General features: G+C 69.3%; 11 protein-coding genes and 1 pseudogene. 5 read left to right on the top strand and 7 right to left on the bottom strand.

All coding sequences use genetic code 11. From position 1 onward, the window contains the following. Positions 1-67 precede the first annotated feature (67 nt). The 4 genes and pseudogenes from tig to C5B99_RS05435 all read right to left on the bottom strand — a co-directional run. Positions 68-1,476: pseudogene (gene tig, locus C5B99_RS05450) on the bottom strand (trigger factor); the annotation flags it as partial. Between the two features lie 322 nt (positions 1,477-1,798). Next, positions 1,799-3,367, bottom strand: a complete 1,569-nt coding sequence (locus C5B99_RS05445) for a tripartite tricarboxylate transporter permease (protein ID WP_104240768.1) — start codon at positions 3,365-3,367, stop codon at positions 1,799-1,801. Beyond that, positions 3,355-4,035 (bottom strand): tripartite tricarboxylate transporter TctB family protein, encoded by a 681-nt coding sequence (locus C5B99_RS05440; RefSeq protein WP_104240767.1) that lies wholly within the window; start codon positions 4,033-4,035, stop codon positions 3,355-3,357. Before C5B99_RS05440 ends, C5B99_RS05445 begins: the two co-directional genes overlap by 13 nt. Beyond that, positions 4,032-5,027: a tripartite tricarboxylate transporter substrate binding protein gene (locus tag C5B99_RS05435; protein ID WP_181064947.1), complete on the bottom strand. Its 996-nt coding sequence runs from the start codon at positions 5,025-5,027 to the stop codon at positions 4,032-4,034. Before C5B99_RS05435 ends, C5B99_RS05440 begins: the two co-directional genes overlap by 4 nt. 158 nt (positions 5,028-5,185) lie before the next feature. On the opposite strand from C5B99_RS05435, the gene C5B99_RS05430 reads away from it, so the two are divergent. Both C5B99_RS05430 and C5B99_RS05425 read left to right on the top strand, forming a co-directional pair. Continuing rightward, complete coding sequence (locus C5B99_RS05430) at positions 5,186-6,535, top strand: ATP-binding protein (protein ID WP_104240766.1); 1,350 nt, start codon at positions 5,186-5,188, stop codon at positions 6,533-6,535. Further along, positions 6,532-7,275, top strand: coding sequence for a response regulator (locus C5B99_RS05425; RefSeq protein WP_104240765.1), 744 nt, complete (start codon positions 6,532-6,534; stop codon positions 7,273-7,275). The genes C5B99_RS05430 and C5B99_RS05425 overlap by 4 nt, the downstream gene beginning before the upstream one ends. A 10-nt stretch (positions 7,276-7,285) precedes the next feature. Here C5B99_RS05425 and C5B99_RS05420 read toward each other — a convergent pair whose 3' ends face one another. Beyond that, positions 7,286-8,725 (bottom strand): hypothetical protein, encoded by a 1,440-nt coding sequence (locus C5B99_RS05420; RefSeq protein ID WP_104240764.1) that lies wholly within the window; start codon positions 8,723-8,725, stop codon positions 7,286-7,288. Positions 8,726-8,840: 115 nt separating this feature from the next. Here C5B99_RS05420 and C5B99_RS05415 point away from each other — a divergent pair, with 115 nt between their 5' ends. The 3 genes from C5B99_RS05415 to C5B99_RS05405 all read left to right on the top strand — a co-directional run bounded on the left by C5B99_RS05415 (position 8,841) and on the right by C5B99_RS05405 (position 12,776). After that, a complete protein-coding gene (locus C5B99_RS05415) occupies positions 8,841-10,031 on the top strand; it encodes a M24 family metallopeptidase (protein WP_104240763.1) in 1,191 nt (396 codons plus the stop codon). Further along, complete coding sequence (locus C5B99_RS05410) at positions 10,028-11,272, top strand: M20 family metallopeptidase (protein ID WP_104240762.1); 1,245 nt, start codon at positions 10,028-10,030, stop codon at positions 11,270-11,272. Before C5B99_RS05415 ends, C5B99_RS05410 begins: the two co-directional genes overlap by 4 nt. A 64-nt stretch (positions 11,273-11,336) precedes the next feature. Continuing rightward, complete coding sequence (locus C5B99_RS05405) at positions 11,337-12,776, top strand: MFS transporter (RefSeq protein ID WP_104240761.1); 1,440 nt, start codon at positions 11,337-11,339, stop codon at positions 12,774-12,776. A gap of 82 nt (positions 12,777-12,858) precedes the next feature. Here C5B99_RS05405 and C5B99_RS05400 read toward each other — a convergent pair whose 3' ends face one another. Both C5B99_RS05400 and C5B99_RS05395 read right to left on the bottom strand, forming a co-directional pair. Next, positions 12,859-13,344: an SRPBCC domain-containing protein gene (locus C5B99_RS05400; RefSeq protein ID WP_104240790.1), complete on the bottom strand. Its 486-nt coding sequence runs from the start codon at positions 13,342-13,344 to the stop codon at positions 12,859-12,861. Positions 13,345-13,361: 17 nt separating this feature from the next. Further along, complete coding sequence (locus C5B99_RS05395) at positions 13,362-13,739, bottom strand: helix-turn-helix transcriptional regulator (protein WP_104240760.1); 378 nt, start codon at positions 13,737-13,739, stop codon at positions 13,362-13,364. Positions 13,740-13,753 lie beyond the last annotated feature (14 nt).

Here is a 13,753-nt window from a genome sequence, read left to right as displayed (position 1 = left end):
TCGCCCACGGCACACGGTGCCTGGCAAAGGGCAGGGGATGCACGAAGCGCCGCCGGCGTGATGCCGGCGGCGCTTCGCGAAGTGGGCGGGAGGCTACTTGGCCTCGTCGTCCTTCGCTTCGTCGGCGGCGACCTCGTCGGACTCGACGGCGTCAGCCGATTCCTCGGCCTCCGCTGCTGCTGCCTTGTCCTTGGCGCGCTGCACGGCGACCGTGAACTCGGAGATGTCGACGGCTTCGCCGTTGGTGTCAACGACCTCGGCCTTGTCGAGGACGAAGAGGATCGCCTTCGAGCGTGCGACCTCGCCGATCATGCCGGGGAGCTGGTTGTTCTCCTGCAGCACGCCGATGAACTCCTGCGGAGCCATGCCGTACTGGGCTGCGGACTGGATGAGGAACTGCGTGAGCTCGTCCTGCTCGACCTCGACGCCTTCAGCCTTGATGACCTCGTCGAGGAGCACCTGCTGGCGGAACGACTTCTCGGCGTTTGCGCGGACCTCGACGCCGTGCTCGTCGTCGGGCTGGAGGCCCTCCTGCTCGAGGTGGCGCGTGACCTCGTCGTTGATGAGCGTCTCGGGGAGCGGGATCTCGACGAGCTCGAGGAGCTGCTCGACGATCTTCTCGCGGGCCGCGTCGACCTGAGCGAACGTCTTCTTGCTCTTGGCCTGCGTCTCGAGGTCTGCGCGGAGCTCGTCGATGGTGTCGAACTCGCTCGCGATCTGCGCGAACTCGTCGTCGATCTCGGGCAGCTCGCGGTCCTTGACGGACTGCACCGTGACGGTGATCTCCGCTTCCTTGCCCTCGTGCTCGCCGCCGAGCAGCGTGGAGCGGAAGGTGGTCTCCTCGCCTGCGGTGAGCGTGAGGAGCGCCTCGTCGGTGCCCTCGAGGAGCTGGCCGGAGCCGAGCTCGTAGGAGATTCCCTCGGCTTCGTCGACCTTGTCGCCGTCGACCGTGGCGATGAGGTCGAGCGTCACGAAGTCGCCGTCCTCGATCGGGCGGTCTGCCGTGACGAGCGTGCCGAAGCGCTTGCGGAGCTCTTCGAGCTCCTCATCGACGTCAGCCGCGTCGACGACTGCAGCCTCGACCTCGACCTTGATGCCGTCGTACGACGGGAGCTCGATGGACGGACGCGAGTCGACCTCGACCTCGACGACGAGGTCGCCGGAGAAGTCGGCGACGTTCGGCGTCTCGATGACGTCGGCCTTCGGGCGTCCGAGCGGCTGCACGTCCGACTCCGAGACGGCCTGGTTGAAGAAGACGTCGAGTCCGTCGGAGATCGCCTGGTCGAGGACCGCGGCGCGACCGACGCGCTGGTCGATGATCGGCGTCGGAACCTTGCCGCGGCGGAAGCCGGGGACCTGGATCTGCTCTGCGATGGTGCGGTAGGCCGAGTCGACGTATGGCTTGAGTTCAGCCGGTTCTACGTTGATCGTCAGCTTGACGCGGGTCGGGTTGATCTGTTCGACCGAGGTCTTCACGTGGGGCATCTCCTGAGATACGTGGGGTGACTGCGCGGATTCGCGCGTGGAGCGGGGTGCGACTGCACGCCGCGCACCACCCAGATGGGCGTATCGCCGCACTGATGCGGCTGCGGACAGCCTACGGCACCCACAAACGACAGCACTCTACCGGCAATCAGGATCGTCGTGGGCGGGCAGGCACAATGCGCGCCCTCGTCCGCGCGCGAGAAGTCAGCCAGAAGCAGGCTGGCAAACGCGGGACGGGGGCAGCGGGACGGGCGGGTGGGGCGCTTTCGCGCATCCACCCGCCCGTCGCGGCGTGTCTTCCGAGGAAGCGCGCCTACTTCGCGTCCTCGCGCTCTGCGGCCTGCACGGCGACGGCTTCCGTCTTCGCCTTCAGGATGAGCTTCTCGCGGGTGCGGGTGCGCAGGTGCTGGACGGCGCTGATGACGATCGCCCCGACCATGAGCACGTAGATGGCGATCGTGATGGGCGAGTCGACCAGGATGCCGAGGTCGCCCTCGCTGACGGCGAGCGCTCGCCGCAGCTCGGTCTCCGCGAGGGGTCCCAGGATGGCCGCGATGAGCACGGGTGCGAGCGGGATCGCGTACCGGCGCATCACGAACCCGAAGACGCCGATGGCGATCGCGAGCCACAGGTCGACGGCCGAGGAGGCGATCGCGTACACGCCCAGCATCGCGAAGCCCGTGATCCCTGCGTACAGGTAGTGGCGCGGGATGAGCAGCAGCTTCGCCCACACCGCCGCGAACGGCAGGTTGATGATGAGCAGGATGAGGAGGCCCACGAAGAGGCTCGCGAGCAGGGGCCAGACGAGGTCGCCGCTGCGCTCGAAGAGCAGCGGTCCCGGCTGCATTCCGTACTGCTGGAATGCGGCGAGCATCATGGCCGCCGTGGCCGACGTCGGGAGCCCGAGCGCGAGGAGCGCGCCCATCGCGGTGCCCGCCGTCGCGTTGCCGGCGGCTTCCGGCGCCGCGACACCCTGGATGGAGCCGCGCGTGCCGAAGTCGGGGTCGTTGCGGCGCTTCGCGAGCCGCTTCTCCGTGCCGTAGGCGAGGAACGTCGGGACCTCGGACCCGCCGACGGGGATCGCACCGAACGGCACACCGTAGGCGGTGCCGCGCAGCCACGCGGGCAGCGCCTGCTTGAACTCGCGCAGGTTGAGGTACGGCGAACCGGACGCGGGGATCTTCGTGAGACCGCCCTCGCGGTGGATGCGGCTGGCGACGTGCAGGACCTCGCCGATCGCGAGCAGTCCGACGGTCACGACGATGATCGAGATGCCGTCGAAGAACTGCGGCAGATCCATCGTGAAGCGGGCCGCACCAGACGGGCCGTCGACGCCGACCAGGGCGATCGCGAGGCCGATGCCGAGCGCGATGAGGCCGCGGATCACGGAGTCTGCGACGACCGAGGAGATCGCGACGAACGCGAACGCCGCGAGCGCGAAGTACTCGGCGGGGCCGAACTGGGTGGCGAGCTGGACGAGGAACGGCGAGAAGAACACGACGAGCGCCGTCGCGATGGTGCCGCCGATGAACGCGCCGATCGCGGACGTGCCGAGTGCCTTGGCGGCCCGGCCGTCCTTCGCCATCCTGTGCCCCTCGAACGTCGTGGCGATGGCCGAGGAGTTGCCAGGGGTGTTGAGGAGGATGCCGGACGTCGAGTCGCCGAAGAGCCCACCGAAGTAGATGCTCGCGAACATGATGAACGCGCCGGTCGGGTCGAGGCTGAACGTGACGGGCAGGAGGAGGGCGACGGCCATCGCGGAGCCGAGGCCGGGCAGGACGCCGACGGCGGTGCCGAGCACGGCGCCGATGAGCAGCCACAGCAGGTTGATGGGGGTGAGGGCGACCGTGAAGCCCTCGAGGAGGTGGGTCAGCTGATCCATGGGAGGACTCCGCTCAGGATTCCGGACGGCAGCGTGAGGCCGAGGCCCGCCGAGAACGACAGCTGCACAAGTGACGAGAAGAGGAACGCGACTCCGATGTCGAAGAGGTGGCGCTTGCTGCCGAGGGCGTACGCGACGACCCAGAACAGCACGGCGGCGGTGATGATCCAGCCGAGCGGTTCGAGCAGCAGCGCTGTTCCCGCGAGGGCGGCGAAGACGATGCCGAGCGTCTTCCAGTCGGTGCCCGTGCGCTTCTTGCGCTCTTCGCCCGCCGCGGCCGTGACCACTCGGATCTCGGACGTCGTGTCGATCTGCCCGATGTCCTCGAGCAGCTCTGGCGACATCTCCAGCATCTGCCCGGCCTCGTCCTCGTCGTCACGGGCCGGCTTGCGGATGACCGTGATCGCGAGCGCGATGGCGACGATGAACAGGAGGATGACGACGATGGTCGGGAAGAACTGCGGGCCGGGGACTCCTGCCGTCTCCGGCACATCCATGGTGGCCGTGCCGATGGCGAAGACGCAGGCCAGGACGAAGACGAACGCGGCGACGCCGAGCTCGCTGCGACCGTGCCACCACGAGCGGCCCTGAGTGGAGATGCTGCCCGTTCCGGGCCCGTCCGTCTCACGCGGGCTCTGCGCCTCGCGTCGATTCTGCAGCGTGCTCATAGTCCGAGCTCCTTCACGAGTGCGGTGACCTGATCTGTCTCACCGACGAGGAAGTCCTCGAAATCGGTGCCGGGCTGGAAGCTGTCCGTCCAGTTGTTCCGGTCGAGCGCTTCCGCCCATTCGGGGCTGTTCTCGAGCTCGGTCACGATGTCGATGAGCTCGTCGCGCGTCGCGTCGTCGATGCCGGGAGGGGCGACCACTCCGCGCCAGTTGACCATCGCGACGTCGACGCCCTCCTGCTTGAACGTGGGGATGTCGATGCCCTCGACGGGCTCCGGAGCCGAGATGGCGAGCGCCTTGAGGGTGCCAGCCTCGATCTGGTCCCTGAACTCGTTGTAGCCGGACAGGCCCGCCGCGGTGGTGCTGGAGAGGAGCGAGGAGAGCACCTCGCCGCCGCCCGAGTAGGCGACGTAGTTGACGTCCTTGGGGTCGACGCCGATCGACTTGCCCAGCATTCCACTGAGCAGGTGGTCGATGCCGCCGAGCGAGCCTCCCGCGATCGAGTGCTTGCCCGGGTCCGCCTTCATGCCCTCGACGAACTCCTCGAGGGTGGTGTACGGCGACGAGGCCGGCACGACGAGCGCGTTGTAGTCGTCGGCGAGGCGCGCGATGGGCACGGTGTCCGCGAGGGACTCCCCCGTGTTCGAGAGGACCGTCGCGCCGACCATGACGCCGCCCGTCACCATGAGCAGGTCGTCGCGGCCCTGCATCTGCAGGAGCTGGCTGAGGCCGATCGTTCCACCAGCGCCTGGCACGTTCACGACCTGGGCGTTGTTGACGATGCCGTTCGCCCGCATCGCCTGCTGGGCCTCTCGGGCGAAGGCATCCCAGCCGCCGCCCGGGGCAGCCGGGGCCATGATCGTGAGCTTGCTCCTTGCCGAGGCTCCGGCACCCGCGCTGCTCGCATCCACGACCGCGAAGCCGAGGACGGCGACCGTGATGATCGCGAAGAGAGAGGTGAGCAGCTTGTTCGGGAGTCTTGTTCTACTCAATGGAGTATTCCTTCCGTTGGCAACGACTCTGTCGCCGCGCTGGTCTGCGCTTCTGTCTACGATTGCACCGGCGGTGACCGTCGGCGGGTTCTGGCCTTTGTGGTCTTTGTGGACACGCGGGACCGTCGCCGGAAGTCGGGACACGAGGGGGTGCAGGGATGGACGGAACGCGAATCGGCGGCCTGACGGCCCTGCGCGGCCCGCGCGTGATCACGCTCGTCGCCGTGCAGTTCTCCATCGTGGCGATCTGCATGCTCACGACTCTGCTCGTCGCCCTCCAGGTGCAGCACACCTCGATCCGCGAGGAGACCGGGGAGCGCGCGCTCGACGTCGCCATGAGCCTCGCCGAGCTGCCTGCCGTCGTCGAGGCGGTCGGGTCCCCGGATGCCGGTGCGACGCTGCAGCCGCTGGCGGACCTCGTCTCCGAGTCGGCAGGCGTCGACTACGTGGTCATCACCGACGATGCGGGCATCCGCATCACGCACCCCGTGCCGGAGCGGCGGGGTGAGCTCGTCTCCACCGACCCCAGCATCGCGCTGGGCGGGGAGACCTTCGTCGGCACCGAGGTCGGCACGGTCGGCCCCACCCTGCGCGCGAAGGTGCCGGTCTGGCGCGACGGCGTCGTCGTCGGCACCGCCTCGGTCGGCATCCTCGAATCCTCCATCTCGGCGCAGCTCGAGGAACGCATCTGGCAGGTCGTCCCCTGGGTTGTCGGCGCGGGCCTGTTCGGTCTCGCCTGCGCCGCGGGAGTCTCCCTCCTCCTCGGCCGCCGGTTCGACCAGCTCACCGTCGCGGCGCAGGAGTTCGAGACGCAGCGCCGTCTGGCGTCCGCGCTTCGCGAGCAGACGCACGAATTCTCCAACCGCCTGCATGTGCTGTTCGGCCTCATCGAGGTCGACGAGCGCGAGGAGGCGCTCGACTACATCCGCACGCTCACGCCCGTCGATTCGCTCGCCGCGGCGCCCGCTCTCGAGGAGACGCTCGCGGACGCCCCGGTGCGTGTCCGCGCCATCCTCGCCGCCGCGAGCGCGCGCCTCTGCGAGCACGGCGGGCAGCTGCAGGTCGACGTCGAGATCGAGGACCGCGCGGGAACGGAGCTCGCCTTCGGCGACGACGCCGCCACCGCGCTCAGCAACCTCGTCCGCAACGCCGTCGACGCCGTCGAGACGCAGGGCGAGCACGGGGTCGTCCGCGTCGCCATCGAGGAGGAAGCTGGTGGACTCCGGATCCAGGTCGACGACAGCGGGCCGGGCATCGCTCCAGAGCTGCGCGACCGGATCACGGAGGCTGGCTTCTCGACGAAGACCACCGAGACGAGGGACGGCCTCGAGATCCCTCGCGGCGTCGGCCTCGGGCTCGTGCGCCGCCTCGCCGAGGCGCACGGCGGTGCGCTCGTCATCTCGGACAGCGAGCTCGGCGGGGCCCGCTTCGTCGCGACGCTTCCGAACTCGAGCACGCGGGCTGACGCGGATTCAGAAGCGGCGAGCACTGGGAGGATGGACCAGTGACCACGATCCGCACCCTCATCGTCGACGACGAGACCGCCGTCAGGCGCCTGCACGAGCGGATGCTCGCGGGCGTCGACGGCTTCGAGGTCGCGGCGGTCGCGGGAACCGGAGAGGAAGCCCTCGAGGTCGCCGCGAGCACGGACATCGACCTCGTGCTGCTCGATGTGCACCTGCCCGACTTCAGCGGCGTCGAGGTACTGCGTCGCCTGCGCCACCTCCTCGGGGACTCCTTCGACGCCATCATCATCTCCTCGGCCAACGACCGGCTCTCGGTCGCTCAGCTGGCGACGGCGAGCATCTCCGACTACCTCGTGAAGCCCTTCTCGAAGGCGAACTTCGAGGCGCGCCTCGCCAACTACCGCGACACCCGCACCGTCGCTCCGCCCCTGGCGTCCTCGCCGGCCCAGACCCTGCCGCTGCGGCAGCAGGACATCGACGGGATGCTCGCTCGCCGGGCGGGCGCGCAGGCAACTGGCGGCGACCGGCAGGGTGCGCAGGCGCAGCCGCCTGGCCGCAGCCGCCCGCTCCCGAAGGGGCTGTCGGAGCCGACCATCAAGCTCGTCGCATCGCAGCTGCACCCCGAGTGGCAGTCGGCGCTCGAGGTCGCCGAGCGCTGCGGCCTCTCCCGGGTCACGGCTCGTCGCTACCTCGACCACCTCTGCGCGCGGGGGCTCGCCCAGGTCGAGCCGGTCTACGGCAAGCGCGGGCGCCCCGAGCTGCGGTATCGCCGGCAGGACTGAGCGCCGCGAGTCAGGGTGTCGGCGTCGGCGACGGCGCTGCACCGTCGAAGCTGATGCTCCAGGTGGTCTCCTCCTCGTACGGCTCGATGCGGATGATCGTCGGGCCGGCCTCGAACGGCCGCGTGAGCGACGTCACCTCGCTGATGTTCTCGTACCAGCCGTCCGCGCCGAACGTGTCGATCGTGACGCTCTGGTCGGGCTCGAACGTGAAGGTCGCGTCACCCCCGGTGCCGTCGTACAGGAGCACTTCCTGGCCTGTCCCCGAGTACTCGGCGTCGAACGAGGGGAGCGTGTCGACGGAGACGAGCGTCACGGTCCACTCCCCCTCCGCTTCGATGTCGATGGCCCGGAACTCGTCGTCCATCCATTCGTTGATGACGGCGAGGCCCGAGTAGTCGGAGTAGGCGCTGATCGAGGAGCTGCCCATCTGCTCGCCCTCCGCGTCGACGTCGTAGATGCGCAGCTGCTCGCCCTCGAACTCGACCTGCAGCAGGCCGATGTCGTCGGCGCCGTCCGGCAGGACGACGTCGAACCTCGCGTTGCCGGTGCCGGAGACGCTTACCGTCCCGTTGAGGTCGAGGGTGCCGGTGCCGCCGGACAGCTCGGTCACGGCGCCACGGATCGAGCCGCCGGCCGACCCGATCAGCTGGATCACGAGCGCGATGACGGTCAGGAGGAGGGTGATGACCCCGACGGCCCGCCGCCCGCCACCCGCGCGGAGGAGGCCGACGCTCGAGATGAGCGCGAACACGATGAGCGCCCAGGCGATGAACGTGATCCCCGAGATCGCGAACGTGAGGGCCAGGATCGCGGCGATGAGCCCGAACCAGGCGCCCCCGCCCTTCTTCTTCGCAGTGCCCGTCGCCCCGCCTCCGGCCGTCGAGGCGGATGCCGCGGCCGGGGCTCCTGGTATCTGGCTCGGTGGTGCGGATGCGAGGTCCCCGAGACGCTTGGCGATACTCCCCGACCCGCCAGCCGACGCCGCCCGCTGCACGTCGCGAGCTCGGTTCCCGAGGAGCGCGCTGCTGTCGGTGGCGACACGCTGCAGCAGCTCCTGCCGGTCCAGCTGCCCGTCGGCCGACTGCGTGAGCTCCTCGCCAGACGCGCCGCCCTGCACGACGAATCCCGGCGTCTGGGAGGCGGCATCGCGTTTGATGGCCTCATCGAGCTCTTCGAGCGTGCGCGGCGGGTCGGGCAGCCCAGGCGGGGTGTCGAAGGTCTGCGTGTGCTCCTGCGGAGCGGCGTAGGGATCCTCGGCCGCCTCCTCGGCGTCGCGCTCCGCCTCGCGTCGCTCGTCCTCCAGCCGTTGCTCGTCGCCCCTGCTGTCCTGCGCCGCCCACTTCGAGACGAAGTCGGGGGCGCGGTAGCCGGATGGGGCCTGGTAGTCGCGCTGCGAGTAGTCGACCTCGCCGTCCTTCTCAGGATCTTCTGGTGTCGAGTTGTCTGGCACGTGAGCTCCTCGGGGCGACGGACGGGGCAGTGATCGCGCATCCATTGAACTACATGCACTCGACCGGCTCCGCGAGCGAGTAGATTCTCGGGACCGCCGCAAGAGAGGGAGCGAGATGTCGCAGCCAGCAGACTTCAGCCGCGAGGAGTTCGACGTCAGGCTCGCGAACACTCGGGTCCGCATGAGCGACGCCGGCCTCGACGCGCTGCTCGTCACCGACCCGGCGAACCTCTACTACCTGACCGGCTACAACGCCTGGTCGTTCTACATGCCGCAGTTCCTCTACGTGCCGGCCGAGGGTGAGCTCCTCCTCGTCATGCGGGCGATGGATGCGCATGGCGCGCACCACACAACCTGGCTGCCGAGCGAGCAGGTCGCCGGCTACCCCGAGAGCCTCGTGCACCGGGCGGAGGTGCACCCCATGGACTGGGCGGCGACCGAGCTGCGGGAGCGGGGCCAGGCAGATCGGCGGATGCGGGTCGGCTACGAGTCGGAGGCGCACTTCTTCTCGGTCCGCTCGTTCCTGACGTTGCAGCGCCGCCTCCCCGAGTGGGACCTCGTCGACAGCGGGGAGCTGGTCAACTGGGTGCGTCTCGTGAAGTCGGAGGCGGAGATCTCGCTCATGCGGACCGCGGCCGCCGTGAGCTCCAACGCGATGGCGGTCGGCATCAACGCGCTGCGCGGCGGCAGACGACAGAGCGACGTCGCCGCGGAGATCCAGGCGGCGCAGGCCGCGGGCGTCGGGGCGTCTGAGGGCGACTACCCGTCGATCGTGCCGATGATGCTGGCCGGGGAAGGGGCGGATACGCCGCACCTCACGTGGTCGAGCGCCGAGATCGTCGCCGGGGAGGCGGTCTCGCTCGAGCTGGCTGGCGCGCACCGCCGCTATCACGCTCCGCTCGCGCGAACCGTGAGCCTCGGCACCCCGAGCGCAGAGCTGCAGCGGGTCGCGGCGACGACCCTCGACGGGTTCGAAGCGGCCCTCGAGCTGCTCCGCCCCGGCCAGACCCCTGATGCCGCCGTCGCGGCCTGGGACGCCCAGCTCGCGAAGCAGGGGCTCAGCAAGGCCTCCCGACTCGGCTACTCGATCGGCATCGGCTACCCGCCAGACTGGGGCGAGCACACGGTGAGCATCCGCTCCGGCGAGGAGACCGTGCTCAAGCCCAACATGACGTTCCACCTCATCGCAGGCATGTGGATGACAGGCTTCGGCTTTGAGGTCTCCGAGTCGATCCGCATCACCGAGACGGGCGTCGAGGTGCTCACCCGCGCTCCCCGCGAGCTCATCGTCAAGGGCGATGCATGAGCGGCGTGAGCCAGACGGAGGCGTCGGCGCTCTCCCGGCTCGACCTGGAGAGCATCGTCGCCGACACGGCGGAGCTGATCAGGGCACGCGGCGAGAACCCTGGCGAGACGGAAGCGGCGACCGTCGAGGTCCTCACGTCGCTGTGCGAGCGGGCGGGCGCTCAGGTCACGCTCACCGAGGTCGCCCCGGGGCGGCACAATCTGCTCGCCGAGCTGGGAAGTGGCGACGGACCAGCGCTCCTCTTCCTCGGGCACAGCGATGTCGTCCCAGCGGGCGTGGGCTGGCTCGGCGACCCCTTCGAGCCGCGTCTCATCGATGGCATGCTCATCGGCCGCGGCGCCGTCGACATGAAGGGCGGCCTGGCGGCCGTCGTCGCGGCGATGTCGGCGGTGCACGCCGAGCGACCCGAGGTCCGCCTCGCGCTCCTCTGCACGGTCGATGAGGAGGACACGGCGACCGGCGCCCTCCGCTACATCGCCGACGCTCCGACCACCCTCGCCGTGAACGACGACGAGGAGATCGCGCCATATTCGGCGTGCATCGTCGCCGAGCCCACGGGCCTCGACACCGTCGTCGCCTGCCGAGGCGCCACGAACTTCATCATCACGCTGCGCGGCGCGGCGGCGCACGCCGGCAACCCGGCCGACGGGGCCAGTGCCATCGCCGCGGCCGCCATCGCGGTGCAGGCCATCGAGGACGACGCCAGGCGCATCGCGCAGCAGAGCGCCGCCGTCCCCGGCCTCATCGGCACCGGCAGCTGGAACGTCGGCATGATCGCCGGCGGGCACGGCACGTCGATCGTCGCCGAGGAGTGCACGCTCTACGTCGACCGACGCGTGCTCCCCGACGAGGAACCGGAACGCATCCTCGAGGACGTGCTCACGCGCATCCGCGCAGCCATCGCAGGGAGCGGGATGCTCAACTCCGAGCGCATCACCGTCGCGGGCCACCTCGACATGGCCATGCCGGGGTTCCTGACGCAACCCGACTCCGTGGTGCCGGCCGCGGCGGTGCAGGCTGTCGCCGACGCCGGCGGCTCCTCGAGCATCGGCGGGTGGAGCGCGGCCTGCGAGGGCGGCTTCATCGCCCGTCACCACGAGATCCCCGTCGTCATCCTCGGGCCGGGTGACGTGAAGTCGCAGGCGCACCAGCCTGAGGAGCGCGTCCGGACCGACGAGCTGCTCGTCGCCGCGCGCGCATACGCGTTGATAGCGCTTCGTCTCGCGGAGGCGTCCCGGTAACACCCAGGTCCGCGCGCTGTGCTTGGACATCACCCGTGTGGAAAATTCAGCAAGGAGCACCCCCATGTCCTCTGATCAGTCCAGCAGAGGTGGCCCCGGTGCCACCCTTGCACCCCTGACCCGCGAGATCGACCTCACACCAATCCAACGCAAGACGGCACGGAGATCGGTCGCCGGTTCCGCGATCGGCAACGCCATCGAGTGGTTCGACTACGGCATCTACGGCTACCTCGCAATCTACGTGTCGCAGCTGTTCTTCACGTTCAGCGACGACCAGGGTGGCGCGCTCGCCCTCATCCTGACCTTCGCGACCTTCGCCGTCTCGTTCCTCGTGCGCCCCCTCGGCGGCATCGTGCTCGGCCCGCTCGGCGACCGCATCGGCCGCCAGAAGGTGCTCGTCTTCACGATCATCATGATCAGCCTCTCGACGGCGGCGATCGGCCTCCTCCCGTCGTTCGACTCGATCGGCTTCGCAGCGCCCATCCTGCTCATCCTGCTCCGCATGCTGCAGGGCTTCTCCGCGGGCGGCGAGTACGCCGGTGCGGCGATCTTCATGTCGGAGCACGCGCCTGACGACAAGCGCGGCTTCTTCGGCTCGTTCCTCGAGTTCGGCACCCTCGCCGGTGCAAGCGCCGCCGCCATCCTGTGCACCACGCTCGCCTTCATCGTCGGCGACGACGGGATGCTCGAGGGCTGGTGGCGACTGCCGTTCCTGCTCACGCTCCCCCTCGGCCTCGTGGCCCTGTGGATGCGCCGCCACCTGAGCGAGTCGGAGACGTTCGTCGACGACACCCAGGAGCCGGGCGAGAAGCAGACCGCCATCGGCGCCCTCGTGTCGCTGCTGAAGAACTACCCGCTGCAGGTGCTGAAGCTCTTCGGCTTCGTGATCCTCATCAACGTCGCGTTCTACCTCGTGCTGACCTACATGCCGACGTACCTGTCGACGACCCTCGACCAGAGCACCGCCGAATCGACGTTCTCGCTCGTGGTCATCCAGCTGCTCATGATGGCCGTGATCGTGCCGTTCGGCGCGCTGTCCGACCGCATCGGCCGAAAGCCGCAGCTCATCGCCGCGAGCATCGGCTTCACCGTCTTCTCCGTGCCGGCGGTCATGCTCATCCAGACCGGATCGCTCATCGCGCAGATCGCGGGCCTCGGCATCCTCGGCCTGTTCCTCGTCATGATCATCTCGACCATCTCGTCGACGCTGCCCGCACTGTTCCCGACCGCGGTGCGCTACTCGGGCTTCGCGATCGGCTACAACATCTCGACGGCGATCTTCGGCGGAACCGCGGCCTCGGCCAACACGTGGCTCATCGATCAGACCGGCAACGTCCTCATCCCGGGGTTCTACCTCGCGGGTGCCGGACTCATCGGTCTCATCTCGGTGCTGACCTTCAAGGAGACCGCCGGGCGCTCGCTGCGCGGCAACGTCATCCCCGGCAGTGACGACGCGGAACGCGTCGCCGCCGGCGAGCACCTCGTCGGCAAGGTCAACAAGTAGGCAGAGACCGATCCGACACCCACGCGGCGCTCGTCGCGGCCTCCCGCCGCGACGAGCGCCGCTGTGCTGAGCACGCCGACTCTCAGCCGGCGAGGACGGCGTCGATCTGGCCCATGGCCTCCGTCATGCCCTCCGCCATGCCCATCTCGATGACGCTGTCGAAGTCGGCCGGAGACGCGAAGACGGAGACGGTGGTCATGCGAGTGAGGTCGCCGGCAGCCTCGATCGTGACGGTGCAGCGCATGACGGGCAGCTCGAGGTTGCGTGAGCCGTCGTCGTGCGCGAACCCGTTGTCGAACGACAGCGCGTGGTGCGGTTCGATGCTGACGAACTCCCACCACTCCCCCGCCGTCGTGCCGTCCGGTCCCGTCATGTGCGACAGGACCCTGCCACCAGGCGAGAACTCGAACGAGTCGACCGTGGACGGCCAGGTCGGCGGGCCCCACCAGCGCTCGAGCTGGCGGGGGTCCTCCCACAGCCGCCAGACGCGCTCCGGCGTCGCGGCGTGCTCGGTGACGACGGTCAGCGTGCGCTGATCCGGATCCTTCTGCGTTGAGATGACAGGCATGATGCTCTCTCCTTCGTTCACCGCTCGCCAGCGTCGGCGCGCGGAGATGGTGGTGCGCTCTCGTCGTCGTCGGCGAGGAGCGCGTCGATGCGGGATGCTCGGTCGCGCCAGAGCCGCTCGTAGGACTCGAGGAGCCGCGTCGTCTGGGCGATCGTCGCCCGGTCGGCATGGACCAGCTGCTCCCTTCCCCGCCGCCGTTTCGCCGTGAGGCCTGCCCTCGTGAGCACGGCGACGTGCTTCTGCACGGCCGCGAAGCTCATGGCGTAGGCCTCGGCGAGGGTGGTCACGGACTGCTCCTCGCGGAGCACGCGCGTGAGGATGTCGCGCCTCGTCGTATCCGCCAGGGCCTGGAAGATGCGGCTGACGTCGTCCTGGCCGAGCTGTTGTGTAACCATTTGGTTGTACGTTA

Source organism: Pseudoclavibacter sp. Z016, assembly GCF_002931215.1.
In the GTDB taxonomy this organism is placed as follows: domain Bacteria; phylum Actinomycetota; class Actinomycetes; order Actinomycetales; family Microbacteriaceae; genus Pseudoclavibacter.
The sequence above is the reverse complement of the archived record's forward strand: the minus strand, read 5'-3'. Positions and strand labels throughout refer to the sequence as shown.

Bases quoted from the DNA above. Each gene is read 5' to 3' on its own strand.
- C5B99_RS05445 (WP_104240768.1), bottom strand. From the start codon at position 3,367: ATGGATCAGCTGACCCACCTCCTCGAGGGCTTCACGGTCGCCCTCACC.
- C5B99_RS05440 (WP_104240767.1), bottom strand. From the start codon at position 4,035: ATGAGCACGCTGCAGAATCGACGCGAGGCGCAGAGCCCGCGTGAGACG.
- C5B99_RS05430 (WP_104240766.1), top strand. From the start codon at position 5,186: ATGGACGGAACGCGAATCGGCGGCCTGACGGCCCTGCGCGGCCCGCGC.
- C5B99_RS05415 (WP_104240763.1), top strand. From the start codon at position 8,841: ATGTCGCAGCCAGCAGACTTCAGCCGCGAGGAGTTCGACGTCAGGCTC.
- C5B99_RS05410 (WP_104240762.1), top strand. From the start codon at position 10,028: ATGAGCGGCGTGAGCCAGACGGAGGCGTCGGCGCTCTCCCGGCTCGAC.
- C5B99_RS05405 (WP_104240761.1), top strand. From the start codon at position 11,337: ATGTCCTCTGATCAGTCCAGCAGAGGTGGCCCCGGTGCCACCCTTGCA.
- C5B99_RS05400 (WP_104240790.1), bottom strand. From the start codon at position 13,344: ATGCCTGTCATCTCAACGCAGAAGGATCCGGATCAGCGCACGCTGACC.
- C5B99_RS05395 (WP_104240760.1), bottom strand. From the start codon at position 13,739: ATGGTTACACAACAGCTCGGCCAGGACGACGTCAGCCGCATCTTCCAG.